Here is a 26,768-nt window from a genome sequence, read left to right as displayed (position 1 = left end):
GCTTAGCGCCCCTAACAGGATGTTTTGCTATCGCAGATTCGTTCATTTCGAGGTAAACCAGCTTTCATGGAGCCAATCCCCCTTCCGTCTTATATTCATTACGAACTGCTTCTCCAACTTCTAGAACGTCAAACTTCGTTTGCGGTGAGTCAAAAACCAGCCGTTCGAGAGCAAGTTCATCAACTAATCAGCACCCTCCGCAAAGCCTTGGCTCAGCAGAAGCAACTTGAACAAAGCTGCCAGCGAGCCAACTTACCGGTTGAGTATCGCTGGTCTCTCAATAGCGTTAACTCGGAGCCAAACCCTTCTCCTGACGTTTTTCCCTTAGATCAGAAGCCTGAAGTTAGCAAGTGAACTCCTAACCAGTTGCATCTGCATTTTAAAGCCGAGAAAAATCAGAGGATGGGCGGGATTGCCCATCCCACCATTGAGAGGTTAAACAAAGCCCAGAAATTCCCTTCCCTCGCTTCCAGCACAGGCAAATCGGTTGTGAGATCCTGGATCATACGGAGCGATGGAGAACTACCTCATGGACAACAAGCAGATGCTGATGATTCCTGGGCCGACACCGGTACCAGAACCAGTGTTATTGGCCTTGGCTAGGCACCCAATCAGCCACCGGAGCGACGAATATAGCGCCATTATGGGAGAGGTGAACCACAACCTCAAATGGCTGCACCAGACTGAGAATGATGTCTTGGTGTTGACGGCGAGTGGTACCGGGGCGATGGAAGCAGGAATTATTAACTTTTTAAGTCCGGGCGATCGCGTTTTGGTAGGATGTAACGGGAAATTTGGCGAGCGCTGGGCGGATCTATGTGCCGCCTTTGGCCTTGAAGTCGAGAAAATTACGGCTCAATGGGGTAAATCCATAGATACAGAGCAGTTTAGAGCAAAACTAGCCGCCGACACGGACAAAACAATCAAAGCGGTCATCATCACCCATTCTGAGACATCTACAGGTGTCCTCAACGACCTAGAAACCCTTAACCGTCACGTCAAAGAACACGGCAAAGCGCTGATCATTGTTGACGCGGTTACGAGTTTAGGTTCGGTTCATCTACCCATTGATCGTTGGGGGCTGGATGTCGTGGTTTCGGGTTCTCAAAAGGGCTATATGACTCCCCCCGGACTGGGGTTTGTTTCCGTTAGCCCCAAAGCCTGGGAAGCTTATCAAACCGCGAAGTTGCCCCGTTTTTACCTGGATTTAGGGGTGTACAAAAAAGCGGCGGCGAATAATATTAATCCCTTTACTCCACCCGTCAACGTGGTTGTGGCGTTACAAGTGGCGCTACGGATGATGCAAGCAGAAGGGTTAGATTCTATTTTCGCTCGTCATCAGCGTCTGATGAAGGCAACACGGGAAGCCCTGAAAGCCCTCTCGCTACCCTTGTTTGCGGCGGATGAAGTGGCAAGTCCGGCGATTACGGCTGTGGCACCTATATCGGTTGAGTCTGAACAAATTAGATCTGTGATGCAACAGCGCTTTAATATTGCTCTGGCAGGAGGACAAGACCACCTAAAAGGAAAAATCTTCCGCATTGGTCACCTTGGCTTTGTGAGCGATCGCGACATTCTTTGCCTAATTGCCGCTCTCGAAGCCACTCTTCAAGAGTTGGGATATGAATCTCTCGTGCCTGGAGTTGGTGTAGCCGCCGCACTCAGAGTCATGAGTCATTAGAAATTCTCATGATTTATAACCCATGATTCCTCACTAAAAGAGCGAGTCGCTGATTGACCCGCTCTTTTTTATATGGGATAAATTGTGAAGGAAAACAAAATAATGGAGTTTGCCTGAGAGTTAGGTCAACCCCAAGGCGTAAGCGCTTGGACATGATGCGTTTTCTCCTCGCCGATTGGTTCAGTCTTAGACTGTTTCTAGCCAGTCATAAATTCGGTCTAGCTGCTCAAGAGTCACTAAACCGTACTGCCAAAGAATCATCGGCAAAGGGCCTGGGTCTTGTTCACGATACCGTTGCGCGAACGCCAGCGAGTCTGTGGAAATGGCTAACTCGTCTTGAAGAAAGCGAAGAAATCGAGTATAGGTTGTAGGGGTCATATTTGCTTTCACCTCCTCATTGTCTGCTCTATTTTGGAATTAGAGGGCTATGTCCTGAAAGCCTCAGTAGCCAGTCATCTATCTGTCCACCGTTTGCCGATTCTTTTTCTCTATCTTGAGGGTAAGAACGGTTGTGACTTGTGTTCCAAATCACCAGCTATCAGAGATTTTCATCAGTCGAGTTTGTCTTCTACGTGGAGCGACCTACGAAATTTCTGTACTAAAGGTTATACCCCTAGAACGGATTAAGCTCGTAAGTCGGTCAATCCCGCTTCGCTGAACTGGATACTCCAAACCAAAACACGGCAGTCTTAAGCAAAGTTTGCTGAATGCTGCTCGACGCCAGCGATTGAATTCAAGCCATCTACCATCTATAAAATGGCAGATTTTCCACGGGGTGTACGTTATTTCTGAACTCTCCTCACACCACCCTGCCAACTGAAACCCAATTGGCGACTCGTACACACTCTCTCTTGGCTCAGCCGTTGGATAGCTCAAGCGTGATTAGGTCATTAGTAGTCAATAATACCTAAATTTTTGACCACTGAAGTCTGCCTATGGAAAGAGTAGCTCATTACTGCTACAGAAGTATAAAATGTTCATTAGTTTTTTTAATATTCTTAATAAAAATTTAAGAAGTGGGTTGAGTGCTAGGGGGGGTATTGCTGTCCAAGAATTTAATGCTGACGCGATCGCCCACCTTTAAACCGAGTTCTGCCGCACGTCCCGCACGCAGTTCAATCACTTGGTCAATCAGGATCATGTTCTCAGGCCCATAAGAGGGGCAGGGGTCGGCCTTACAAGGGGGAACATTGGCGACAATGTCTTTCACTTGACCATCTCGCAAAAAAATCATATCCAGGGGAATTTTAGTATTCTTCATCCAAAAGCTGGTCGGTTGCGGCGGGTCAAAAGGAAACAACATGCCCCGGTTATCCGCTAGAGACGTTCGATACATCAACCCCATTTGCTGCTGCTGGCGCGTCCGTGCTACTTCGAGTGAAATCCGCTGACCTTTAATCTCAGCTTGAGCAGAAATAGGTAACATTTGACCGGCATTTGTAGGTGACGAGGAGACGACTGGGGCAGGGGTTGGCGGTTGGCTTAAGAGCTTCTCCTGCCCTGGTTCGGCTGGCACGGATGAAGCACAGCTCATTAACAAAAGACTCAATACTATTCCTGATAAACCCATCTGACACTTCATCAACATTTTCCGCTCAATATGCCATTTGTTCTCAAAGGATGTTCACCTACCCATCCGTCTCTGGTAAGGAATACCGTTAATTACTAAGTGAGCGCTGACAGGCTAGTCATGTTCCCGGCACACAGAGGTTGATGCTCAACCGTGAGAGCCTAGGAAAAATCATTGCCACTGTCCATTCCCAACACTCTACGACTCCCGCAATACGTACCCGACGCCCCGCACCGTCTGAATCAAGCGCTTTTCACCTTCATCTTCAATTTTCAGACGTAAATAACGAATGTAGACCTCAATCACATTCGACTCTCCCATAAAATCGTAACCCCAAACATTTTCGAGAATTTGTTCGCGGGTTAAGACCTCACGGGGATGCATCATTAAATATTTAAGAAGTTCAAACTCCTTCATCGTTAAGTCAATCGCCCGCCCTCCGCGCATCGCACGGCGTGTTGTTAAGTCTAAAACCAGTTCCCCAAATCTTAGCTGTTCTGTAGCACTAGTTTTCGGCTCTAGATACAGACGCACCATCTGTAAAAAAGGTTCGGTACGATAAGGTTTGAGGAAATAATCATCAGCGCCAGACTCCAGACAAGCCACCCGATCATCTACCGTGTCACGAGCCATCAGCAGAACTATCGGTACGCGAGAGCCGGAACTTCTAATTTGAGTACACAATCTCAGTCCTGACTCGCCAGCCAGCGCTCGATCCACAACAACCATTGCCGGTTGGAGTTCACAGGCTTGATGCCAACCACTGGTAGCATCATGAGCCACGACCGTACAATATCCTGCTTCTTTCAAATCCAGGCTCAGTCGTTCAGCAAAAGCTTCGTCTGTTTCTACAACTAAGACACAGGGATTAGGGTCAAGGGTAGCAGAGTGCATAGGCAGAGCTTAATTCACAGGCTTGGGGTACTGTACCTGAGTTATTCTCCCTGTTGTAGCATGTCTTGACAATGAGTTACACATGGCTTTCGCCTAGAACATCGGTTCACGAATCAAACAATCGTTTGAGACTTTTGCTAAACATGAAGACTAGACCGAAGTTCTAGGGAACATTAATCATACAAAGCTTGATAAGAGAAAGTTCATGCTGGAATTTGTACGAACCCTTGTAGATGCAAGAGAGTTTATTCCTCACGGACACTGCTATCTTTGGAAACCTGAGTTAGTCTGGCTCCATGTTGTAGCAGATGTGGTGACAGGGATTGCCTATTACTCAATTTCTTTTCTGCTAGTTTATTTTGTTCATAAAAGGCGAGATCTGCCCTTTAATTGGATCTTTCTCATCTTTGGCAGCTTTATCGTCGCCTGTGGTACGACTCATTTCTTCGAGGTATGGACACTCTGGCACCCGACTTACTGGCTGTCGGGATTAATCAAAGCAATTACTGCTTGGGTATCAGTGGGTACGGCAGTGCTACTAGTGCCCTTGATTCCTCAAGCACTGGCTCTCCCCAGCCCAGCCCAATTAGAAGTGATCAATCTTGAACTGAGAAATGAAATTACTCAACGCCAAGAAGCTGAAAAAGCGTTGCAAAGAGTGAATGAACAGCTAGAAATCAGAGTTCAGGAACGTACCGCAGAGTTAGCCACAACCAACGAATCTCTACAAGCAGAAATAGAATGGCGTAAGCGTCAAGAAGAGGTGCTAAACCGACGCGAACAAGAATTTAAAGCGCTTGTTGAAAATGCTCCAGATATCATTACACGCTTCGATCGCGACTTGCGTCATCTTTACATCAACCCAGCCATAACACGAGCAACAGGATTATTACCTGAGACATTTATCGGCAAAACGAATCGAGACTTAGGGATGCCAGAAGACCTAATTGTTTCGTGGGAAAACTCTGTATATCAAGTGTTTGAAACGGGTCAAGAAAAGTCCCTAGAATTTCAGTTTCCCACTCCCAATGGGCTGAAATATTATCAAGTTCGTCTTGTGCCGGAATTAGGGAATGATGGAGCAATTAAATCGACACTTTCCATTGCGCGTGATATCAGTGAACACAAGCAGGTAGAGGAAGCTTTGTTAAGGCGCAGTCGTCAGTTGGAAATTCTTTCCCGCGCTAGTCATGAGATTAACACTGTCCTGGAAATTCCAACGGTAATGAGAACAATGATGGCTTCAGCGATCGAGTTAGCAGGAGCATCGGCTGGAACTTATGGATTAAACAAGCAAGGGCAGATGGTTTTTAGTGAATATAACCAAAATGGCAAAATTTACTCTGTTGATATAACCTATGAGCGAGGAATGGGGGTTTCTGGATGGGTTATGGAAACACGGAAACCTTATGTTTCTAATCAGGCTGAATCCGACCCTAACGTCCTACCCTATCTGCAAAAAGCCTTTACTTTTTATAACCTGATCAACATTCCTATTTTTAATCGTAAAGGGGAATTAATTGGCTGTTTTGAACTTCATAATAAAGCCAAGCAACGTCCGTTTAGCGACAATGATATTACGATGCTACAAGGTTTGGCTGCCAGTGCAGCCGTAGCACTTGAAAACGCCCAAATGCTCGTTGAGCGCCAACAGGCAGAAAAGGCTTTACGCGAGAGCGAACAAAGGTTAGCGGCTATTTTTAATCAAGCCGCTGTTGGTATTGCACAGGTGGGACTGGATGGAAAATGGTTACTAGTTAATCAAAAGTTGTGTGACATTGTTGGTTACACGAGTCAGGAACTTTTACAGCAAACGTTTCAAGATATTACTCACCCTGATGATTTAAGTATTAGCCTCAAATACCTTCAACAAATGAGTGCAGGTGAAATTCAAGATTACTCCTTGGAAAAGCGTTACGTTGGTAAAAATTCTCTTTCTATTTGGATCAATCTGACCGCTTCAGTGGTCCGAGATTTGTCCGGCAAATCGCATTATTTTATTGTTATCGTTGAAGATATTAGCGAACGCAAAACAACCGAAGAAGAACGTCAAAAATTAGTTTCACTGATTGAAAACAGTTCTGATTTCATTTCCTTAGCTTCAATGACTGGAGAAGTCCTCTACGTGAGTGAGGCGGGTAAACAGCTCATTGGACTCGATAATAATGAGGAAGTTAAGACCACATTCATACTCGACTACCTGATGGAAGAAGATCGGGTCGAGTACCTAGATCAAATTGTGCCAGCCTTGATGAAAAACGGACGTTGGGAAGGCGAATATCGCTTTAGGAACTTCAAAACCAATCAGCCAATTGTAGTGCATCATAACTGTTTTCTGATCGCAGACTCGCGAACGAATGAGGCGATCGCGATCGCAACAGTAACTCGCGATATTACGGAGCGCAAACGAGCCGAGCAAGAAATTAGAGAACTGAATCACAACTTAGAACGCCGTGTTGCTGAACGGACAGCCGAACTTGAAGCGATCAATCAGGAACTTGAATCTTTCTCTTATTCAGTTTCTCACGATCTACGAGCACCTTTACGGGGGATTGATGGCTTTAGTCAAGCCCTTTTAGACCGCTACGCCGACCGATTCGATGAGAAAGGGAAACACTACCTCCAACGAATTCGTACAGGTACGCAGCGGATGGGGGAACTGATTGATGATTTGCTCAAGTTGTCGCGAGTCACCCGTAGTGAGATGCATCGCACACAAGTCGATTTGAGTGCATTGGCAAGGGAGATTGCCGCAGAACTCCAACGTACACAACCTGAACGGCAAGTTGAGTGGGCGATCGCACCGGGACGGGTTGCCTATGGAGATGCGAGGCTTTTGCGAATTGTGTTAGAGAATCTGCTTAACAATTCTTGGAAATTTACGTCAGCGCGTATGCTGGCACGGATTGAATTTGATACCAAACTTCACGAAGATGCTAAACCTGTCTATTTTGTTCATGACAACGGTGCAGGCTTCGAGATGGCTTACGCGAATAAACTATTCGGAGCGTTCCAGCGCTTACACACCCAAGCTCAGTTTCCCGGGACTGGGATTGGACTGGCCACCGTCCAACGCATTATTCACCGACATGGGGGCCGTGTGTGGGCTGAAGCTGCCGTTGAACAAGGGGCTACATTCTATTTCACGTTGTAACCTCAAGACAATTCTTGCCCTCTTATTATAAATAGGCGGTGACATTCTTGAGGCTGTAAGCTGAAAGAAGACTCTTTACTTGTTCTCAAAGCACTAAACAGGTGACTCACAGAAACGCTCTACTCCTTGTGGAAGATAATCCTGACGATCAAGAATTAACTTTGCTGGCTTTCGAGCAAAGCAGGATTACCAATGAGGTTGTGGTAGCTCATGACGGAGTAGAAGCGCTAGACTATTTATTCGGGACAGGAATGTACGCAGACCGTGACCTAAGCGTCATGCCAGCTCTAATTCTCCTCGATTTACAATTACCTCGAATCAATGGATTGGAAGTCTTGCAGCGACTACGTGCTGATAAGCGGACAAAATTGCTTCCTGTCGTTATTCTGACAACATCTAATGAGCAGCAAGACTTGATTAATAGCTACAGTCTTGGATGCAACAGCTACATTCGTAAACCTGTAGATTTTCAACAATTTATGACAGCAGTACAGCAATTGGGAGTGTATTGGCTAATTTTAAACGAACTACCACCCATCTAAGGACTTTGCTCATGATGCATAGACCACTGCGTGTTTTGCTCGTGGAAGACTCGGAAGACGATGCCGAGCTGTTAGCGTATGAACTAGAGTGCAGTGGTTATGAATTAATCTATGAACGAGTGGATACAGCCTCGACCATGAATGCCGCACTCGATCAACAAACATGGGATATTATTATCGCTGATTATACCTTGCCCAGTTTTAGCGCCCCAGCGGCGTTGACTCTTTTGCAGGAAAGACAGCTAGATTTGCCCTTCATTATTGTGTCCGGCACGATTGGTGAAGATATTGCCGTTGCGGCAATGAAAGCAGGTGCCCATGATTACTTAATGAAAGGCAAATTGGCTCGACTTGCACCCACCATTGAGCGGGAACTCCGCGAGGCGAGTGAGCGACGCAAACGACGTGAAGCTGAGCAAGCCGTGCGCCAAAATGAAGAACGTTTTCGAGCCTTAATCGAAAATGCCTTAGACATTATCACAGTTGTTAATGCTGATGGAATTATTGACTATGAAAGCCCTTCCGTTGAGAGAGTTTTGGGTTATAAACCAGAAGAATTAACGGGTAAAAATATTTTTGATTACATTCACACTGAGGATAGAGTAAACCTCGCCCATACCCTAAATCAAGTCATCCAAAGTTCAAACCTTACCCTATCTATCGAGTTTCGTTTTCAACATCAAGATGGCTCTTGGCGGATTCTTGAGGCAGTCGGCAAACATCTTCTAGAACGTGATAGCGGTAGCCCCTTTATAAACTATAATAAAGTGGAGCTTGAGAGTAGCAATATTCCTACCCGAAAATCGAGTATTGTACTCAACTCCCGCGACATCACAGAGCGTAAGCGAGCCGAAGAAATTCGCAATACGCTTTTAAGAGAAAGAGAGCTGAGCGAAGCTAGATTTAACTTTGTTTCTATGATGTCCCACGAGTTCCGAAATCCACTCACCCGCATCAGAGTGTCAAGCGAATTACTCAAAAATTTCAAAGACAAAACGACTGAGACTCAACAAGAACGTTGTCTTAATAACCTAGAGTCTGCTGCTAGAGAAATGACACAGCTATTAGAAGATATATTAATCATTACCAGAGCAGAAGTCGGGAAATTAAACTTGAATTTAAATAATTGTAATTTAGCAGACTTCTGCTCTAATTTAGTAGAAGAAATGCAAATTGATGCAGGGGGCAAATATAGATTATTATTGACCATTCAAGGAGAATGCAATCCGGCTTGTTTGGATGAAAATCTACTTAAACATATCCTGGTCAATTTGTTATCGAATGCGATTAAATATTCACCCGAAGGGGGCAATATCTGGTTTGAACTTTCTTGTCAAAATGATCAAGCCGTTTTCCAGGTTCAAGATCAAGGGATTGGCATTCCGATGGACGATCAACAACAACTGTTTGAATCGTTTCATCGAGGGCGAAATGTCGGTAAGATTCCTGGTACAGGATTAGGATTATCTATTGTCAAACGGTTTGTGGACTTACATGGCGGGAAGATTAGTATTAAAAGTAACGTGGGAGTGGGCACGACGTTTACAGTTATACTGCCGTTGAATAGCCATCAATCTATAGGGGGACAGTTAGACGCAAAGCAATGTCACGCCCTTTAAAAAACATCTCAGGCATAGAATCGATCTTGGTGTAAAGAAAGAGGAATTAGAATCAGTGGGCTATCCTTAGAAAGACCACCAGCCAAGGTCAGCGACGAAAAAAGAAGCAAGCAATAGAAGATGAAAGAATTCATAAGCTGTCGTGCTTAGAACTTGCATATCTTCAAGACGGCTAATCGGTAATCGGTAATCGGTAATCGGAGATGGAAAAACTTAGAGGAAGAGAATTCCATTAATTATCAATGCTCAATTCTCCATTACCAACGAGTGCAACTTGTATGCGCGACAGCTTATTCGCTGTCTTGAGCAGTCACTCCTCTAGGAAGACTGCTCAAAACAGATCTATGGTTCATTGCATGAATTCTGAACCGCCTTTACCCAACTCTTTACTAGGAATTGTGGTAGGGGCACTTCCCTTGCGGTTGTTCACTTGCACTCTTCCAAGGATCGGGCTGATAGAAATAGTTAGGCTTGAGTATCCGGTTTTCCATTTCTAGCGGCCACGCTGGGGCGGTTGAGCCAGATACGGGCGGAATGATCCAGCCCCAGTCGGTGTAGACGTTACGCTGGCATTTCTGCTCTTCGTCCATAAACTTCATGAAGTAATCGCCCATGCTGTGGTGGTCTAGCAAGCGAACGCTATGCTTCTTGTAGGAGTGGACAACAGCAATATTGAGTTCCACCAAGGCAGAATCCTTCCAGAGGGTGCTGTCATCGCTCATATCCAACCCCATCTTTTGGCCAATCAACGGCAGCATATTGTAACGGTAGGTATCGCTGAAGTTGCGACCGCCAATTTCCGTTCCCATGTAGAAGCCATTGAACGGCGCACAAGTGTACTGAATCCCGCCGATGTCAAACGCCATACTGGAGACAGCAGGCAGCGCGTACCACTTCAGCCCCAACTCCTCAAACCATTCATAGCGAGGATGGGATAGCGGCACCTCTAGATTAAGTTCGGGAGGAATCTCAAACCAGCGAGGCTCTTTGCCAGGAAGCTGGATGATTAGCGGCAGCAAGTCAAAGCGCGTGCGCTGACTAGGACCAGGCCAGCCGAGCCTGAACGCTTGCTCGGTCAACTCTACGTTGGCGGGATCTCCCAAAATCGTGCCATCTGCCTGACGATAGCCAGCATAGCGGATTAACTGAGGATTCCATAAACGCCGCCCGTCGGGTTTAAAGATGCTTATGGTTGCTCGTAAATCCCCGTTGTTGGTGGCGTACTTGATGTGTTCAAGGATGGCATCGAACATTTCTTCTTCTGTTTCCAGATGCCGCATATCCCGTAGCTGAAGGTTCTGCCAGAAGTAGCGTCCAACGCAACGGGAACTGTTGCGCCATGCCAAACGTGCACCGTAAGCCAGTTCGTCGTAAGTGTGTTCGTAAGTTCCTGTGCTATCAAGGGCTGCTTTCACTTCTTGCCAACGGGGCAGGAAAACGGCGTTCAAGCCTTGTTCTAGATAGCACTGCTTGAGAAAGGCTTCGGCTTCTTGCACTACTGAACCTACTGGCCCGACATCGAAGCTGTGGTGTTCTACAGGAGTGATGCCGCCTGCCAGTTGTACAGCGGTACGCTTAATGACGGGTTTCTGGGCTTTTCCTTCCTCATCCAGTTTGGAGGAGAATAACTCTTCCCGGATGGCTGAGTTTGGCCAGTTCGCCTCTTTGAGATGACCCCGGATAGCCTTCATATAGCTTTCGGGTCCGCACATAAAGGCGACAGCACCTTCAGTGTAAGGATACTGATGTAGCACTTCCTCAACAGTGAGTCTGCCTTGGGTTCGGGTCGGTCGCAGGGTGAAAGTGAGGTGAGGATGTGCGGCAGTAAGCTGTTCTAACTCTGGCTGGAAGACTAAATCTTCGGCGTAGGGAGCACAATAGTCTAAGTGAAACTTGCGCTGATCTCCCCGGTTGGCAAGTGTCCGCATCATGGCGATCGCAGGTGTCACACCAATCCCGCCCGCGAAGAACACCACTGGATTTTCGTCTTCTAGGAAATACTCGCCACGGGGGTCAGAGATGCGAAATAGGGACTCTGAGTCAGCGCGATCGCACAGCCAGCGAGAAAACAGTCCCAGTTCTTCCCGTTTAACCGTAATTTCGTAGCTATCAGTTTGATCGGCTGGAGAACTCAACGTGTAGGCGCGTGTCACCCATCGGTTATCTACCCGCCCTTGAATCAGAAGGTGCTGTCCGGGCTTCGAGGCTACGACCGGTTTATTGACCGGACGGAACTGAAATCTGACCATGCCCCGCCCTAAGTTGTACTTTTCCACCAATTCTGCAACAAAGAGGCTAGAGGAACCGAGCAGTTCTTCCACTAATGCTTGACAACCACCGCAAATTCTCGTGATTTGACTGAGGTCGCCAATTTGGTCAATGGTATTATAACCACTATCAATCAGCTCTTGCACTTTGCCACAAGTGGCTTGAGTGCAGTTACAAATAACTTCATCAGCAGCTCCCGTAGTGGAAACCTCCTCCATCTGTAACTCTCCCAGTTCTCGGAACAAAGCCACTTGCCAGCTAGGTAAGGGTTGATCCTCGAAGAATAACTGAGTTGCTAGTCGGCGTCCGGGCCAACTTCCCCGTGCTGATAAAGCGACAAGCCGTCCTTCCTTCAAATTCAAAACCCGCTCTCCACCTCCTTCAGGCTGGTAACTGACAACTGCCGCATCACTCATGTCTTCATCAGCCCATTGCAACTCTGCTGCCTTGCCATCTAAGGTGCGCTGACTAATCAGCATTCGGTTATTGGCTTGTAGGAGACGGGTAATTAATGCTGGACGACCATCGAGGTTCCCTTGATTGATGGTTAAAATCCCTCGTCCGGGAAGAATGTATACGTTAATCAACTCTAGGATGTGCTGGTCTGCCCATTCGATGCCGGACATAGTAGGTCGCCCCAGCCACTGAGAGAGTTCCTGATTTTTTTCAGGCAAGCCATACTGATTGAGTACAGAGAGCAAGTCAAGCCGATATTTGGCTGTATTTTCGTCTAATCCCCCGCTAATCAAGTCATAGAGAGCAGTTGCCTTGGGAACGTTAACGTACTGCACCTCTGGGGAAACGTCTGCTAGGATTCTGTTGAGGTGGTCTTCCAAACCTTGGATGAACTCCTCGAAGTCGATCGTCCCACTTTTGTCTTTGTCAGCTTCCTCTAAAATTTTCTGAGCTTCATCGTTGCTATATCCGAGTTCCAACAAATAGGGGAAAAGTTCTTCCCCATCGATCTGTCCGCTAGCGTCGAGGTCAATTGCCTGGAAACGGCGCTGGGCAAACTTGTAAGCGCTGAGGTTTTGTTTGAGAACTTCACTCAGTCCCTTGGCAATATTGTCTCCAGTTAACTGCACAGGACCCGTCAGCACATCTGGGGGTTGGTTATTCACCTCTCCCAATATCCACTTGTATAGTCCCTCGGCAATAATTTCTGGAGCTAACCAGGGCAATGCACTGTTACCAAGCGGCAAAGAGAGGGTGCGGCGGAACTGCAACTCTCTTTTCTGGTCAAGCAGGTCAGAGAATAGAGGAGCATGGCGCAGCACTAAAGTTTCTAGAGTTGAAGAGCGCACTAATGCTTCGGCTTGGGCTAAAGGCTTTCCCAAGTCACTTTCTGCCGGACAAGCAGGAGCTACCCATGCTAAACGCCGAATACCAGCCTCGCTCGCTTGTTCTAAGAAGGAGCGAGTCAGGTTAATCGCCTCTGGTAAGTCTGCTGGAGTGATGAACATGAATGCTGCTTCACACCCTTGAAAAATATCTTTAACGTCTTGTCCAGACGTTAACTTCGCACTCGACCACTCAACTCGTTCCGATGCCGAAGGTACTGTAACGGCATTGGGTTTTTTCAAGCCTCGCACTCGATAGCTACCCTCAGCGACTAGCTGATTGACAAACTGCTGGGCAGGTGGATACTGCGGATTTGTCACAAAGACAACAATATTCTTCATTTTTATTTCAATCTACAGAAAAGGTTAGTAACGTTCGACAAGACAAGTCATTCACTAATGAAGAAACACTAGTGATTCGTCAATGGCAGAGGTGCTTGAGTAATCGATTCGCTCAACGTTGTTAAGTAAACACCAACCAAAACAACAGCAAACGCTAGCCAATTGACAAGACTAAGATGTTCTGAAAACAGAATCCCTGCTCCAATCGCTGCCAGAATTGGATCTAATAGCAGGAACAGTGCAACAAATTCAGACGATACTTGCTTCAGGCTGTAGGTCAAAAAGCCCTGTCCTAGCAACTGACACACCAACGCCAGTGACAGAACAATCAACCATCCTTGCCAGGTACGAGGAAAAAGTGGTTGCTTGGTTATCAGAACGATGGGTAAAGTCAGTACACTAGCGATCGCAGAACTCCAGAACACGACAGTTGTGACAGTGAGCCAAGTTTGCAGTTTCTCTAGAATTAACAAGTAAATACTGAACGATAGTGCCGCGAGTAGGGCTATCCCATCGCCTTGCAATTTATCCGCTGCAATTTGCCAATCAGTTAGACCAACAGCAATTGCTCCTCCCATGGCAATGACCATGCCGATGAGAAAATAGCGATCAAAACGCTTACCCCAAATCAGCCATGCTCCCAAAGTTGTAAACAGAGGGGTGAAATTGGCTAGTAAAGTAGCATTAGCTACACTCGTTTGAGTCAGCGCCCAAGACCAGAGAACTAGATCCATTGTGATGAGAACACCCAAAGCTAGTAATGCAGCGAGTATCCAAACGAAGGAAGGAGTCGGGTGAGACGATGGGTTAGCCCAAGATTGGCTGAAAATCGACCATAGCCCATTCCACAACCCTAAAATTACTGTTGTGATCCAGAAGCGATTGAATGCGATCGCCTGAGGAGCCATTTCAGATTCAGCAAACCGAATCAAAATAGCAGAGAGTGAAATGGAAACCAAGGCAATGACAAGTGCCGTGAGCGCTGTGAGTGGTAGTCCCTTAAAAAGTCGTTGTTTTGCAAATTCAAGCCGATTGATCATGTCTGATTTAAGCAATTGCCTAAAATGTCATCTATCGATGGGTAAGTCCTAAAAACCAGTGCAAAAATTGATTGATCTCGGCAGAAACGGTAGCGTCTGCTCCCTGAACCTCCAAGTAGACGGTTTTGTCTCGACTAGCTGTGGTGCGATTAAGAATCGGAGACAGCAGGGAACTTTTCTCCCGAGGCTTGGGCGCTTTTAAATTATTTTCTGTCTGTGTATGATCTGTAAAAGTTTGGCACTTCTGCTGCGCTTTCTCTAGCCACGAACTTTTTTCAGTTGCCAGTTCGCAGCGATTTCCTGTTCGTGTTTGCGAAGCAGTCACAGCCAAAGACGAGAAAGCGTCTCGAAAAAAAGGGCAACTCCTACCGTAAGATGCTTGAAGGGCTGTAGGGCGATCACTTTCCAGCAGTAATTGCTCACTATCCTCTGAATATGAAGCCTCCACTATTTCAGTGGCAACTGGTAACTGATTAGTGGTAGACGTTAGTGGTGGGTCTATTGCTTCTACTAAGGTTACTGATAACGAGTCACTAGTTACTGTTTCATCTTTGTGGGAGAGCAGGTATTGCTTCAGAACTAAAAACAGATTTTTTTTCGTCACTCTCTTCCCTAATGCTTTGGAGAGGGCTTGCCACAACTGGGAGCCAATATCCTTGATATGAGCGATACTATAGGCACAATCAGGTGCCATCTCGCTATAACCGCGTCCGAGCCATGATTGACACAGGATGAAGCGCTCAAGGGAACTTAGTTGCCTTAAGAGCAGACCTTGTTCTACAGTGCTCAAAACTTCGCCAACATTCATGTAGTGACTCCATTTGAGTAGTATACACACAGCAAGTTAGCTCTAGATTCTCTTGCCTGTTTGTCAAAAGATTTTTTGCCTCAATCAACCTTTTTGAACCAAAAATACTTTTCTTGCCAAAAGTTATGTTTTCGCTGAGGGAGATAGGGACAAGGGCTAAATTACTGTAAGCGGACATTCACCAAAAAACTTCACTACGTTATTATTCAGCTCTTTAGCTCAACGAGAAATAGATAAAGTTGGTATGTTTGTGTAGAGTTATATTACTTTAATTCACAAACTATCTAATTTGTCAATAATCTAAATTGGTAAATTAATTACCTAACTAATACAGCAAGGCGGAAATAACCCACCAGCTCAAAAAGATTAAAAAGCTTACTGGTTTGTTGGGTTTTGCTTATGCAAGGATCTAACAATCAAAGGTGGTGTACTTTGAGATGAGTTGGCGAAACCGCCAGATAAAAAATCCTGCGGCAGTTGCTATACCCATTACCTCCCCGATCAACAAGCCCATGCCACCTAGATTAAAGGAGTATCCCAACATATAGCTACTGAGCAATCCAGCTCCCCAGAAGGCTAAGAAGCCTAGCAGCATTGGCACACGAGTATCCTGCAATCCTTGCAGCGCCCCATAAGCGGTTCGTTGTACTCCTTCAAAGATTAGCTGTACTGCCACAACTGTAAACATGGGCATGGCAATGGCAACAATGCTAGCATTCGCTAGGTCATTAACATCTAAATACAGCCCAATGACTTGCCGGGAGAAGGTAATTAGTGTAATTGCCATTAGTACCATAACCCCACCTCCGAAAAACATACTAACGTACCCCGCTTTTTGTACGCCTTCCAGATTTTGTTTTCCGAGCCACTGTCCCACTCGAACTGTCGCGGCATAGGACATTCCTAGCGGTAGCATGAAGTTAATCAGTCCCGTTTGGAAAACAATTTGGTGCGCTGCCAGCACATCAGTTCCCAATGTGCCCATCATGTAAGTAACTGCATTCACTTGCCCAAATTCTAGGGCAGCAGAAATTCCGATGGGTGCACCAATCCATAGCAACTCCCTGATCAGGGACGGCTTTAGCCAATCTATGGTTTGAAAGATGCGTAATGATTTCAATTGAGGATGAATCAGAATGTAGAGAGCTAATGCCAGGAACATACCCCAGAAGGTAGCGGTACTCGCTAACGCCAAACCTGTCAGTCCCAGTTTAGGAAATCCAAGTTTGCCATAACCCAAGATGTAATTCCCTACAATATTGAAGAGGGTTCCTCCAATAACGATCGCCATAATGGGACGAGCTTGCGACACACCCGATACCAACCCTCTGAGTACAGCAAAACCCAAGACTGGAAACATTGCCCAAAGCATGATATCTAGATAAGTATCTGCCAATGTGACAGTCGCAGAAACTTGTCCAAGCTGAAGCATAAGCTTATCCAGATGTCCAATCAGCAGCATCATAGGAACGGCTAACACCAGTGATAGCCACAATCCCTGACGTACCACCTGCTTAATCCGTAGTTTGTCACCTGCTCCGTAAGCCTTTGCTACAAGAGGACTGACTCCCATAACCATGCCAGTTGCAGTTTGTAGCAGGGTGGTAAATGTGATAGATGCTAATCCACCGGCAGCCAGAGTTTCCCATCCTAAATGCCCCATCATTACGGTATCTACAAACCCGACAAGGGATTGGGCGACTTGGGCACTGGCTAGAGGAACCGCAAGGTGTAAAAATTCTTTGACTTCTGTTCGGAGAGTTGGAATCGAGATTGAGGTCAAGTCGCTGCGCTCCAATTCGTAATTATTAATTCGGAATTCTGAATTAAACTCCATAAATGAATAATGGAGCTTGAATATTGATGCTGCGCTATCAAGTGTTCTCCATAAATGAATTGAGGGGCTTGTATTCTGAATGAAATAATTGTTAATTTTGTTCGTAATTCGTAGTTCGTAATTACGAATTATTTTGTCATTACAAAATACATCAAAGATGCGTTGTTACCTAAATTGTGAAATGAAACAAGCTACTCATTTATTCAAAAGCTGCTTCTTCACCTGCTTGGGAAGGTAATGCTGTTTTGATAGCATCCATACAGAAACTAACGCTAAAACTATAAATCACAGAACTTACGGAACTGGTACAAAACACCGGAAGGTTTTGGTAAGCCTAAGTTCTATAACTGTCGTCAATTCATGTTAGAGTACCAAACTGCTGAAATACGTTGCGCTGTTGCACAGGATAGACGCTTCGCCCTACCAAAGTGTTAATAATTACAGAGTTGCAGTAAGCGCCCAATCCCAAATCTGATGCGCCGATGCCGTGAGTGTGTAAGTCGCCATTCTGTACAAAAATTTGATTGGGAATGTCTTGGGTGAGAGCAAGGCGATAGTCAAGATTAACAATGTATCGCTTCTGTTCGTCCCACTGAATTAGATGGCTGATATTTGCAATACAATCGGGAATTTTGTCGTGGTATCCAGTGGCAAGAATGATACAGTCGGTTTCATGAGTATAGGGCTGATTCTGATGCAGGTGTCGATAGACTAAACGATAGCCATTACCTGCTTTTTCCACTTCCTTCACTTCCATCGCAGATGCTAACTGTACGTCAGGATAATTGTCTGCAACAGAACGCTCGTACAGCAGATCGTATATATTAGCAATGGTGCTGAAGCTAATTCCTTTGTAAAGCAAATCTTGCCCTGCTAGCAATTGATCGCGCTTGTCTTGGGGTAGGCTGTGGAAATAGTGGATATAATCGGGAGAAAAATGCTCTAATCCCAATTTGGAGTATTCCATTGGGAAAAAGCCTTGGGAACGAGTATGCCAGCTAAGACGATAACCGTATGTTTCCTGAGCTTGCAACAGTTCGTAAAAAACCTCTGCTGCACTTTGCCCTGAACCGATGACAGTGATGGATTGACATTGATAAGCGCGATCGCGCTTGTGCAAAAATTCTGCTGAGTGAAAAATCCGCTCTGAAGGCACATTTTGGAAGCAAGCTGGGGTATGGGGTATACTACCCACTCCTAAAACCAAGTTTCGGCAATGATAGGTGAAGTGAGTACCATCAACTCTTTTGGTTTTTACTGCAAAATCCTGTCTATTTTCTTCCCAAGTAATGGCTTCTACTCGTTCCCCAAACCGACAACTGGATAGTTGTTCTGCCACCCATTGACAATAGTGGTTGTATTCTCGGCGCGGAATATGAAACTTTTCAAAAAAATAGAAGTGGTAAAGGCGGGATTTTGCTCTGAGGTAGTTAAGAAAGCTGAATTGGCTACAGGGGTCAGCCATTGTTACCAAATCAGCTAGAAATGGGACTTGAAGTGAAGTGTTTTCAAGTAATAAACCTGGATGCCATTGGAATTGGGGTTTTTGTTCTAGAAATAGAGCATTGATTTGATCTACGGGTTCACAAAGTGCTGCTAAACCTAAATTAAAGGGTCCAATCCCAACTCCGATTAGATCATAATGATTATTAGTCATTTATTCCATTTTTGAAAAAATTTTGACAATTGCAAAACCTTAATACTGTTTTTTTGTCGGGTCAGTCAATTTATGTTTGTATTCCCAAGCCGCAACTCTTTCGTATATTGGTTATCCCATACATTGTTCAGTTTTTTAGCTCAACAAAAAATAGATAAAGTTGGTATCTTTGTATACGGTTATCTTGCCGTGAGTCAAAAAACTACAATTAGTTACTTTTGTCAATCATCTAAATTGGTCAATTTATTCCCTACTAACGCCTCGCTAGACTACGTCTCTCGCACAAATGTCTGTCTTCCTCCTTCAATTCGACATTTGTCCGCAGATAATCTCGCACCCAATCGCAACCCGCTGCTACTACCTTATCTAGCTCTACAGACTGCTCTAAATTCCACAAAATTACTGTTTTGTCCTCAGCAGCCGAAGCCAGAGTTTTGCCATCAGGAGCAAAAGCTAATCCCTTAACCCCAGCACTATGTCCAATCAGATTTGTTATAAATGTGCCATTACTTTTCCAGAGTTTAATTATCCCATCATTACTCCCTGTAGCAAAAGTCTTGCTGTCAGGGCTAAACGCTACACTCCAAATCCCAGAATTATGTCCCTTGAGAGTATGCAGTAACTTGCCGTCACGACTCCAAAGTTTAGCCGTCCTGTCTTCACTCACCGAAGCAATCAATTCACCATTGGGGCTAAAAGCTACGCCAATGACTACACTATTATGACCTTGAAGAGTCTTGAATAAGCTATCTTCACCAAGCCCTTTTGGGCCGGGTGTGGGCGATCCACTCCGGTCTTGAGGTTTCCCCAAGTGGAGGATGTGGCGTTGTAGGGTGTAGGGTGTAGAGGAAGCTAAACGCCAAAGCTTGACTGTCTTGTCGCCACTGCTCGATGCCAGTAACGAACCATCGGGACTAAAAGCAACTCCCCAAGTCCCAGCCGTATGTCCTCTAAAAGTAGCGATTTCGGTACCGTCTATCCGCCAAAGTTTGACTGTGCGATCGCTACTCGAAGATGCAAGCATATTACCGTCAGGGCTAAAAGCGACTTGCTTAAGATTACCCTGATGCCCTTTGAGACTACGAAGCAATGTACCATCTTTCCTCCAAAGTTTAATTGATTGGTCTGTGCCAACAGTTGCGATCGTTTGACTATCTGGACTGATCGCAACTGAGCCAAACCGAGGGCTTGGCTCTTTTAAGCGCCGATAGCTAATACCATCTTTGCGCCAGAGGATCGTCTCCTTCGAACTCGATGAAGCGATTAACTGTCCATCAAGACTAAAAGCGATTCCCCAAATTCCCGCCGTATGTCCCCGTAGAATTTTCAGCAACCGATTGTGCAATTTCCACAGTTTTACAGTGCCATCCCCAGATGCAGAGAATAGGGTATCGCCGTTGGGACTAAATGCAATATCTTGAACGGTACTGTTATGGCCTTTAATGGCATTCAACAAAGTACCATCCTGGCTCCAAAACTTTACCATCTTGTCATCAGAGCCAGAGACGATAATCTGCCCATTCGGGCTGAACGCTAGTGCGTTAATTGCCGCATCGTGTGCAGTGAAAGTCTTTAACAAACTGCCGTCACGCTGCCATAGTTGCACCTTCCCGTCTCCATTGCCGGTTGCCAAGGTTTTGCTGTCAGGACTAAAGGCAATTGAGAAAACAGGAGATGGAATATCTGAAAGTGTTTTCAGCAATGTGCCATCGGGCTGCCAAAGTTTTAAAGTGCCGTCGTCAGCAGCCGAAGCCATCAACTTTCCATCGGGGCTAAAAACTACTGGTGTAACGATCACGCCATGCTTCAAGGTCTTGAGCAATCTGCCATCGACGTGCCAGAGTTTTATCGTACCGTCCCCACTGGAGGCAACAATCAGTTTTCCGTCAGGACTAAACTTGACTTTGCCAGTTGCAGCTTTAAACCCTGTCAACGTTTTTACGAGAGTGCCGTCACGTTGCCAGAGTTTGACGGTTGTGTCTCCGTTTGATGAAGCAATGAGCTGACTGTTGGGGCTGATGGCTACACCTATAACTGGGCCAAGATATCCTTTAAAGATACCCAGCAACCTACCATCGCGCTGCCAAATTTGGACACCATTTCCGATTGTTGCCACAGCAATCATCTCGCCATCAGAACTAACATCTAATGCGTTATTGACGGAGGCATAACCTGAAAAGCGGTTAAATTCAGCAGCTCCATAAATTGACAGTCGCAAAGCTAACTCCACCATTGCTTCTGTTTGGGGGTCGGTTGGTGCTAAGTGTTTAAGTTCTCTTCTGGCCTTGAGCGCTTCAATTAAAGCATCTAACCTTTTATCTAAGGCAAAGAGGGCTTCAGAATATCTAGCCATCTTTTGAATTTTTTCGATTTGCTCATTGCGTTGGCTGAGGAGGGCTTTCTGGTACTGGGAGAAAGCGAAGATTCCTGCTGCGATCGCATTTACTAAAGCGAATGAAAGCCCAGCAATTAGATAAGCTTGGCGTTTAGCACTTTTTTTCTTGAGGGCTAGCCTAGCTTCTACTTCTTTAAGACGTTCTGCTTCTAAAAATAATTGCAATTCAAGGCTATCTACTTCTTGGCTATCTGCTAAAAACTGATAGTCTAAATCGCTTAAACTTTTGCCCTGTGCCCAGTAGGAAGCGTCTTTTAAAGCTTGTCCGCGCAACAGTCGCGATTCATCTTTTTGCCCTGAAGCTACCCAAGCATCAAACGCTTGCGAGTAAGGACGCAGTGCCGTTAATTTTTTTTCAACCCATTGCAGATTAAATACTTGTTGATAGATGCGATTTTTTACCTTTAATATTCCCTCGTGCCTAACGACCAAGCCACTGAGTAACAATTCAATCTGTTCTCGACTATCATCACAATTTATTTCAATCCCTTGCAAAATTTGTTGATAAATGCCGAGAATTCTCCCAGCCCGCTGACCATTACGGTCTATGCGATCGCGTATCGTTCTGAGATGTTCCGGTTCATCCTGCGATTCCCAACGTTCAATAATGCGGGTTTTGACTAAGTTCTCAATCCAGAACGATTCTGTACCCGGTGGAATACTCATCTTGCCACCATCCCCCGTTGTCCGCTGACTCAATTGCACGACTAAATGACACAACTTCTGAGTCAAAAACGGTTGTCCCGCTGTCCAGTCTAAAATCGCCCTGACAAACGATTCTGGTTGTTCCACCGTCTTTTCCAGCCCTTGAATTAAGGGAGTCACTTCCTCCCACTCAAACCCAATGAGTTCGATTGCTTGCCCAATATTGAACGGTGTCTTTGTTCTATCTCGAATCAAATCGGAAGGAGTTGCTACCCCAAAAATGGCAAAGGTAATCCGTTGATACTCTGGGTTGATTGCCCGTTGGTTATAACAGAAGCGAATAAAGGCAAAAAAGTCATCAATCGAAAAGTTAAGCCCCAGCAGAGAGTCTATTTCATCGACAAAGATAAACAACTGTTGTTGGGGAAACTGCACGAATAGCAATTCTTCAATAAACCACCGCAGTCGTTGTAATAAACCCAAATCGTTGCGTTCAAGCCACCAAGTTTTTAGGTTCAAGGTTTCCAGTAGCCCCAACTGTCGCCATAAGTCACCGACAAACCCCTTGTACCATTGCAGTGGAGTAATTTGTTCGCTGCCTACCACACTCAAATCCACGGCAGCACAGAGAAAACCATCTTGCTCAAGGCGATGCTTGGTTCGCACCAGCAGTGAGGATTTTCCCATTTGCCGGGAGTTGAGGATATAGCAGAACTCTCCTCGCTTGAGGGCTTGATACAGTTGTGAGTCGGCTTGTCGCTGTACGTAACTCGGTGCATCGATGGTTAAACTGCCGCCGAGTTGATAGCTATCTTGGGGCATAAGGAGTTGATAATTAAAATCAGTTAATTAATAATTTTTAATTATAAACTCTAAATATCATATTTCCCTACCTTTCCTCCCTTCCCTACTTTTCATTTTCTAAATAATTTATAAAAGCCTTTACTTATATCTGTGAATTCCGACTTTTCCAACTTGCTTTTCTTTAAGCAAAGAAGCTATAAAATTAATCAACTCTAAATTAATCAACTCTAAATAGGATAGTAGATTATAAAAAAGTAACCTGAAACAACGGAATTACCCAATAAATTAAAATAATTCAGTACCCAGATATCATTTAAGGAATAATTTATGTCAGGATATACCCAATTCAAAACTTGATATTTAAAATTAACTTCATCTATTTATTGCCTATTTTATCCAGCCCTTATTGTTGAAATTTAGTTATTACATGGAAAATATTTTGGAACAGATTAAGGCAACTCTACTTCATTCAAACATCACTAGTGCAGACCTACCTCTGACTACAATAGTTATTATCATTACCATTATCATCCTCACCCAGTTGTTGAGAGGATTGTTTTATTCATTAGTCATCCCAAGAATCAAGAATTTTACTAACGGAACGAATACTACATTGGATAATGAGTTAGTAGAGATTCTGGAGCAACCGTTAGGGTGGTTGATTTTTCTAGTTGGACTTTGGATAGTGCAACTGATTTTGGCAGAGAATATCCAGCCTCAAGTGAGCAACATGCTAGGTAAGGTTCTTAATCTGAGTGCTATTGTTGCTGTGGCATATATTATTTACCGCGCCTCTCCCCTGTTGGGTGAGGTACTCTACAAACTGGCACTGAACACCACAACCGAACTAGATGACTTGCTTATACCCTACATTCCTCGTTTGCTTAGGACGGTAGCGATCGCTGTTGTATTGTTAAAAGCTAGTGAAGTATTTTTAGGAGCATCTATCGGTGCGCTAGTGGGTCTGTTAGGTGGAGCGGGAATCACCTTCGGTTTATTGCTCAAAGAGATAATCTATGACTGGTTTTGTACCATTGTTATTTACACTGATAATATATATCGACCTGGTGACTGGGTAATTATAGAAGGAATAGATAGTACCATTGAAGTTTTAGAAATTGGCATCAGAACTACAAAGCTTCGTCTAGCAAAATGGGATTCTATAAAAAAGGTGCCTAATTCTAAAATGATTACTGGAATTGTCGAAAATTGGTCACAAAACCCTGGTCATGAGCAGTCATTTGGCATAAATCTTACTCTCAAACTTGATAGTATTTCGGCAGCAAAAACTTCTAAAATTTGTGATGCTATTCGCAATTTACCTAAGTCTATTGATTCCTTAAATGATAAATGTATGGTTTGGTTAGACGGACTCGCTCAGAATGCCCGTGTTATTAATATTCGAGTATTCAATAATAATCTAGATTTATATAATTACACTTGTGGAGAATTGAATTTAGCGATATTAGCTATCTTGGAGAAAGAGGGTATAGATACCCTCCATGTGGAATTTAGAACTCACATTTCGCAGTTCCCCATAAATGCTCCAAACCAGTTTGCAGGAATCATCGATACAGTTCAATAAACGAAAAACGCAGTAAGCTGTTGTCCACCTAGTGCAAGAAGGCAGGAGGCTCTTGAGCTGGAGGCAGAAGGGATATTGCTTGTAAAGTAAGCTTTTTAACTGTATTATAGAGGCTGAGGAAGGTAATAGGCATCTTGGCGATGAAATTAAGGATAATGCTGCTCAAGAATTAAAAAAAATAATTGTGGAAGTACTCTCGATATAACTCACAGCTAACAGTTGCTTGATTCTCGATAAGATGCACTAATCCTAAACTTTTTGACTTATATGCCACCTCAACCTCTAACTGAGTTGGAGCCATTAAAACCTGTTGAAATGCCTCAGCTAATTTAGGATGTTGTTGAATGTTCCATAACTGAGACTGAAGATGTTGTTGATAGATTCCAGTATTCTTCGTAGCATCTTGCAGTAGCGTTTGCATGGGAATCTTCAATCTAGCACTTTGATACAATGCCAATCGGATTAAGTACGGAAAGCCACCCGTGAGCTTCATTAACTTCTCAAGCTCAGGCTGTGTGAGTTGAAGTTCGTGACGTTCGGCTAAATCTTGCACCTGTTTTTGGTTAAAACTCGGTAGTTCGATCGCCAATCCTACATTAAACGGAGAGCGATGGGTGGGTAAGGGAATGTAAACTTCAACGGCATGAGCGATCGCAACTCGTAACTTCTGCCACACTGAAATGTCTTTTGTTTCCTCATACCAGGAACGCAACAGGACGAAAAAATCACTAGCAAGTTCTGGGTACTCAAATAATTGATCTACGCCATCGAGTGCTAAAACGATAGGGTTAGAGAGTTCCTTAAGGAGATAGCCCTGAAAATAAATCGTGCTGTTAATCAAAGCTCCCATATCCTCGTCCCAGTAGTCATTTAATCTAGATTCCATACCCAACTGCCCAGTGACATTGGTACAAAACCAGCGTAAGAAGCGATCGCTCGAAGCAAGCACCTGTGTTCCAGCGCCATATAAGCTGAGTCGCACGGCGTGGTAATTCTGACTGCTCCCATAATCCAGAATTCGTGCAATCAGCGAAGTTTTCCCCATCTTTCGAGGTGCTTTGATGCGAATGAATGCATGAGGTTGGAGAATTTCTTGATAACAGGTTTGTTCGATAGTCGGGCGCTCAATGTACAGCTCAGAAGCAAGGGGAACCTGTCCTTCAGGAGATTCTAAAACGTAACGTTTCGTCGTCAATCCCGTTGTTGGTATTGCTGCTGTTGTTTCGGTCGTCTGAGAATTATCCTGAGAAGTGAATTTTTCTAACTGTTGTTGTAGCAACGTCAGGAAATTCGTTTTGTTAACTTTTTCGCCGAGCGCTTGTGAAAGCAAGTGCCATAGTCTAGGCGCAACTGTGAACTTAATATAGTTTTCAGAGTAGTTATTTTCTTCTGCAATTTTAGCGTATGTCTTTTTGTTTTCAACTAAAGATTCTTTCAGAATTACCTTCTGAATATAGCTCAGTGAAAATCCTGTTTCTGTAGCCACTAACTGGAGCGCAAATTCAACAAGCTCTTCAATGTTTTTCATCCAATAGGTTTTGTCAAGTTATCCTTACACTCTACACCCTACACACTTTGACTTTCCCACATAGGGTGAAAAGTTAGAAGACATTTAAGGCTCCATTGACTCTAAGCCACTGCTTCTGTTGGCAAGTTAACCCTTGAGCGTCTGCAAAGCAGGCTCCTTTGACGCGGGAATCCGAGAAATCAGAACCCATTAGCTGAGTATTTTTAAAATTGGCATATCTCAGATCAGCCTCAACCAAATTGGTATCCTGTAAGACAGCTCCCTCTAGATCAGCTTGAAATAGAGAGGCTTGTTTTAGAGTCGCACGGCTGAAGTCAGCACCAACTAAGTTGGCTAACTCTAGAGCAACTCGACACAGGATTGCTTCTGTCAAATCGGCATACCTCAAATCAGCCTTGACCAAATCAGCCTCCGTCAAATCAACCTTCCTAAAAATTGTCTCATTCAGTTGGCTCGCTTCTAGGTCAACTCGCTGCAACGAGGCTTGGCTTAAGATGGCACCTTCCAAATTAGTCTGACGCAGATTGGCTTCATTGAGGTTGGCTCCCGTAAAATCCGCCTCTTTCAAGCTGGCTTTGAATAAATTGGCTTGACTCAGGACGGCTTGAACCAAACAAGCGCTTTCTAAAGACGCTTCAGTCAAATCAGCACCCTTTAAACAGGCGGACGTTAGATTGGCATGATTTAACCGAGCATTACTCAAGTTGGCATTAACTAATGTAACGTCCTTTAAATCCGCCCAACAAAGGCTGCTGTGAAGCAGGCAAGCTTGAGTTAAGTTTGCCTGTCTTAAGTTGGCTCGATTCAAATCTGTCCAAATCAAACTAGTGCCGCTTAAATTTGTATAACTCAAATCAGCTCCATTCAAGTTGGCATGACTGAAATCAATTCCATCTAGGACAGCACCCTTCAGCTCAACTCGGCTAAGGTCAAGATTTTGAAAATTTCGTTCTTGCTCGGCATATTGCTTAAGAATATTACTGGCATTAATGATGTTCATATACATCAAGGAGGCAATGCTTGGCTTAACGATTATTGTTGAAAAGCTCGATGGCAATG

General features: G+C 44.7%; 17 protein-coding genes. 6 read left to right on the top strand and 11 right to left on the bottom strand.

Going from position 1 to position 26,768, the window contains the following annotated elements; genetic code table 11:
• Positions 1 to 66: 66 nt before the first annotated feature.
• Together MIC7113_RS27390 and MIC7113_RS27385 are read left to right on the top strand one after the other, a co-directional pair.
• Positions 67 to 354: a DUF5340 domain-containing protein gene (locus MIC7113_RS27390; RefSeq protein ID WP_015185451.1), complete on the top strand. Its 288-nt coding sequence runs from the start codon at positions 67 to 69 to the stop codon at positions 352 to 354.
• 175 nt (positions 355 to 529) lie between these two features.
• The gene (locus MIC7113_RS27385) at positions 530 to 1,681 is read left to right on the top strand and encodes a pyridoxal-phosphate-dependent aminotransferase family protein (protein WP_015185450.1); all 1,152 of its coding nucleotides are present in this window, start codon (positions 530 to 532) and stop codon (positions 1,679 to 1,681) included.
• Positions 1,682 to 1,867: 186 nt separating this feature from the next.
• Here the strand turns inward: MIC7113_RS27385 and MIC7113_RS27380 are convergent, their stop codons facing one another.
• The 3 genes from MIC7113_RS27380 to nblR all read right to left on the bottom strand — a co-directional run bounded on the left by MIC7113_RS27380 (position 1,868) and on the right by nblR (position 4,145).
• A complete protein-coding gene (locus MIC7113_RS27380; protein WP_015185448.1) occupies positions 1,868 to 2,059 on the bottom strand; it encodes a DUF2949 domain-containing protein in 192 nt (63 codons plus the stop codon).
• 631 nt (positions 2,060 to 2,690) lie between these two features.
• A complete protein-coding gene (locus tag MIC7113_RS27375; RefSeq protein WP_015185447.1) occupies positions 2,691 to 3,269 on the bottom strand; it encodes a DUF192 domain-containing protein in 579 nt (192 codons plus the stop codon).
• Positions 3,270 to 3,449: 180 nt separating this feature from the next.
• Entirely contained in the window at positions 3,450 to 4,145 is a 696-nt protein-coding gene (gene nblR / locus MIC7113_RS27370) for a response regulator transcription factor NblR (protein WP_015185446.1), read from the bottom strand.
• A 205-nt stretch (positions 4,146 to 4,350) separates the two neighbouring features.
• On the opposite strand from nblR, the gene MIC7113_RS33880 reads away from it, so the two are divergent.
• The 3 genes from MIC7113_RS33880 to MIC7113_RS27355 all read left to right on the top strand — a co-directional run bounded on the left by MIC7113_RS33880 (position 4,351) and on the right by MIC7113_RS27355 (position 9,460).
• Positions 4,351 to 7,299, top strand: coding sequence for a PAS domain S-box protein (locus MIC7113_RS33880; RefSeq protein WP_015185445.1), 2,949 nt, complete (start codon positions 4,351 to 4,353; stop codon positions 7,297 to 7,299).
• Between the two features lie 101 nt (positions 7,300 to 7,400).
• Positions 7,401 to 7,841: a response regulator gene (locus MIC7113_RS27360; RefSeq protein WP_015185444.1), complete on the top strand. Its 441-nt coding sequence runs from the start codon at positions 7,401 to 7,403 to the stop codon at positions 7,839 to 7,841.
• 11 nt (positions 7,842 to 7,852) lie between these two features.
• Positions 7,853 to 9,460, top strand: a complete 1,608-nt coding sequence (locus tag MIC7113_RS27355) for a sensor histidine kinase (protein WP_015185443.1) — start codon at positions 7,853 to 7,855, stop codon at positions 9,458 to 9,460.
• Between the two features lie 389 nt (positions 9,461 to 9,849).
• Here the strand turns inward: MIC7113_RS27355 and MIC7113_RS35100 are convergent, their stop codons facing one another.
• The 6 genes from MIC7113_RS35100 to MIC7113_RS27325 form a co-directional block, all read right to left on the bottom strand.
• The gene (locus MIC7113_RS35100) at positions 9,850 to 13,410 is read right to left on the bottom strand and encodes a nitric oxide synthase oxygenase (RefSeq protein ID WP_015185442.1); all 3,561 of its coding nucleotides are present in this window, start codon (positions 13,408 to 13,410) and stop codon (positions 9,850 to 9,852) included.
• A 68-nt stretch (positions 13,411 to 13,478) separates the two neighbouring features.
• Entirely contained in the window at positions 13,479 to 14,450 is a 972-nt protein-coding gene (locus tag MIC7113_RS27345; RefSeq protein ID WP_015185441.1) for a DMT family transporter, read from the bottom strand.
• Between the two features lie 31 nt (positions 14,451 to 14,481).
• A complete protein-coding gene (locus MIC7113_RS27340) occupies positions 14,482 to 15,258 on the bottom strand; it encodes an AAA-like domain-containing protein (protein ID WP_015185440.1) in 777 nt (258 codons plus the stop codon).
• Positions 15,259 to 15,667: 409 nt separating this feature from the next.
• Entirely contained in the window at positions 15,668 to 17,095 is a 1,428-nt protein-coding gene (locus MIC7113_RS27335) for an MATE family efflux transporter (protein WP_015185439.1), read from the bottom strand.
• A 358-nt stretch (positions 17,096 to 17,453) separates the two neighbouring features.
• The gene (locus tag MIC7113_RS27330; RefSeq protein WP_015185438.1) at positions 17,454 to 18,752 is read right to left on the bottom strand and encodes a lysine N(6)-hydroxylase/L-ornithine N(5)-oxygenase family protein; all 1,299 of its coding nucleotides are present in this window, start codon (positions 18,750 to 18,752) and stop codon (positions 17,454 to 17,456) included.
• Positions 18,753 to 19,005: 253 nt separating this feature from the next.
• Complete coding sequence (locus MIC7113_RS27325) at positions 19,006 to 22,614, bottom strand: AAA-like domain-containing protein (protein WP_015185437.1); 3,609 nt, start codon at positions 22,612 to 22,614, stop codon at positions 19,006 to 19,008.
• Positions 22,615 to 23,023: 409 nt separating this feature from the next.
• Between MIC7113_RS27325 and MIC7113_RS27320 the strand changes: the two genes are divergently transcribed.
• Positions 23,024 to 24,181, top strand: a complete 1,158-nt coding sequence (locus MIC7113_RS27320) for a mechanosensitive ion channel family protein (protein ID WP_015185436.1) — start codon at positions 23,024 to 23,026, stop codon at positions 24,179 to 24,181.
• Positions 24,182 to 24,350: 169 nt separating this feature from the next.
• On the opposite strand, the gene MIC7113_RS27315 is transcribed toward MIC7113_RS27320, so the two are convergent.
• Together MIC7113_RS27315 and MIC7113_RS27310 are read right to left on the bottom strand one after the other, a co-directional pair.
• Positions 24,351 to 25,709, bottom strand: coding sequence for an AAA-like domain-containing protein (locus MIC7113_RS27315; RefSeq protein ID WP_015185435.1), 1,359 nt, complete (start codon positions 25,707 to 25,709; stop codon positions 24,351 to 24,353).
• A 73-nt stretch (positions 25,710 to 25,782) separates the two neighbouring features.
• Positions 25,783 to 26,709, bottom strand: a complete 927-nt coding sequence (locus tag MIC7113_RS27310; protein WP_216596342.1) for a pentapeptide repeat-containing protein — start codon at positions 26,707 to 26,709, stop codon at positions 25,783 to 25,785.
• Between the last annotated feature and the right edge of the window lie 59 nt (positions 26,710 to 26,768).

Origin of the sequence: Allocoleopsis franciscana PCC 7113, from assembly GCF_000317515.1 — a bacterium.
Lineage (GTDB): Bacteria > Cyanobacteriota > Cyanobacteriia > Cyanobacteriales > Coleofasciculaceae > Allocoleopsis > Allocoleopsis franciscana.
This window is presented reverse-complemented; position numbering and strand designations above follow the sequence as displayed.

Bases quoted from the DNA above. Each gene is read 5' to 3' on its own strand.
- MIC7113_RS27325 (WP_015185437.1), bottom strand. From the start codon at position 22,614: ATGCCCCAAGATAGCTATCAACTCGGCGGCAGTTTAACCATCGATGCA.
- MIC7113_RS27320 (WP_015185436.1), top strand. From the start codon at position 23,024: ATGGAAAATATTTTGGAACAGATTAAGGCAACTCTACTTCATTCAAAC.
- MIC7113_RS27355 (WP_015185443.1), top strand. From the start codon at position 7,853: ATGATGCATAGACCACTGCGTGTTTTGCTCGTGGAAGACTCGGAAGAC.
- MIC7113_RS27335 (WP_015185439.1), bottom strand. From the start codon at position 17,095: ATGGAGTTTAATTCAGAATTCCGAATTAATAATTACGAATTGGAGCGC.
- nblR (WP_015185446.1), bottom strand. From the start codon at position 4,145: ATGCACTCTGCTACCCTTGACCCTAATCCCTGTGTCTTAGTTGTAGAA.
- MIC7113_RS27345 (WP_015185441.1), bottom strand. From the start codon at position 14,450: ATGATCAATCGGCTTGAATTTGCAAAACAACGACTTTTTAAGGGACTA.
- MIC7113_RS27315 (WP_015185435.1), bottom strand. From the start codon at position 25,709: ATGAAAAACATTGAAGAGCTTGTTGAATTTGCGCTCCAGTTAGTGGCT.
- MIC7113_RS27330 (WP_015185438.1), bottom strand. From the start codon at position 18,752: ATGACTAATAATCATTATGATCTAATCGGAGTTGGGATTGGACCCTTT.
- MIC7113_RS27380 (WP_015185448.1), bottom strand. From the start codon at position 2,059: ATGACCCCTACAACCTATACTCGATTTCTTCGCTTTCTTCAAGACGAG.
- MIC7113_RS27385 (WP_015185450.1), top strand. From the start codon at position 530: ATGGACAACAAGCAGATGCTGATGATTCCTGGGCCGACACCGGTACCA.
- MIC7113_RS27310 (WP_216596342.1), bottom strand. From the start codon at position 26,709: ATGAACATCATTAATGCCAGTAATATTCTTAAGCAATATGCCGAGCAA.
- MIC7113_RS27390 (WP_015185451.1), top strand. From the start codon at position 67: ATGGAGCCAATCCCCCTTCCGTCTTATATTCATTACGAACTGCTTCTC.
- MIC7113_RS27375 (WP_015185447.1), bottom strand. From the start codon at position 3,269: ATGTTGATGAAGTGTCAGATGGGTTTATCAGGAATAGTATTGAGTCTT.
- MIC7113_RS27340 (WP_015185440.1), bottom strand. From the start codon at position 15,258: ATGAATGTTGGCGAAGTTTTGAGCACTGTAGAACAAGGTCTGCTCTTA.
- MIC7113_RS35100 (WP_015185442.1), bottom strand. From the start codon at position 13,410: ATGAAGAATATTGTTGTCTTTGTGACAAATCCGCAGTATCCACCTGCC.
- MIC7113_RS33880 (WP_015185445.1), top strand. From the start codon at position 4,351: ATGCTGGAATTTGTACGAACCCTTGTAGATGCAAGAGAGTTTATTCCT.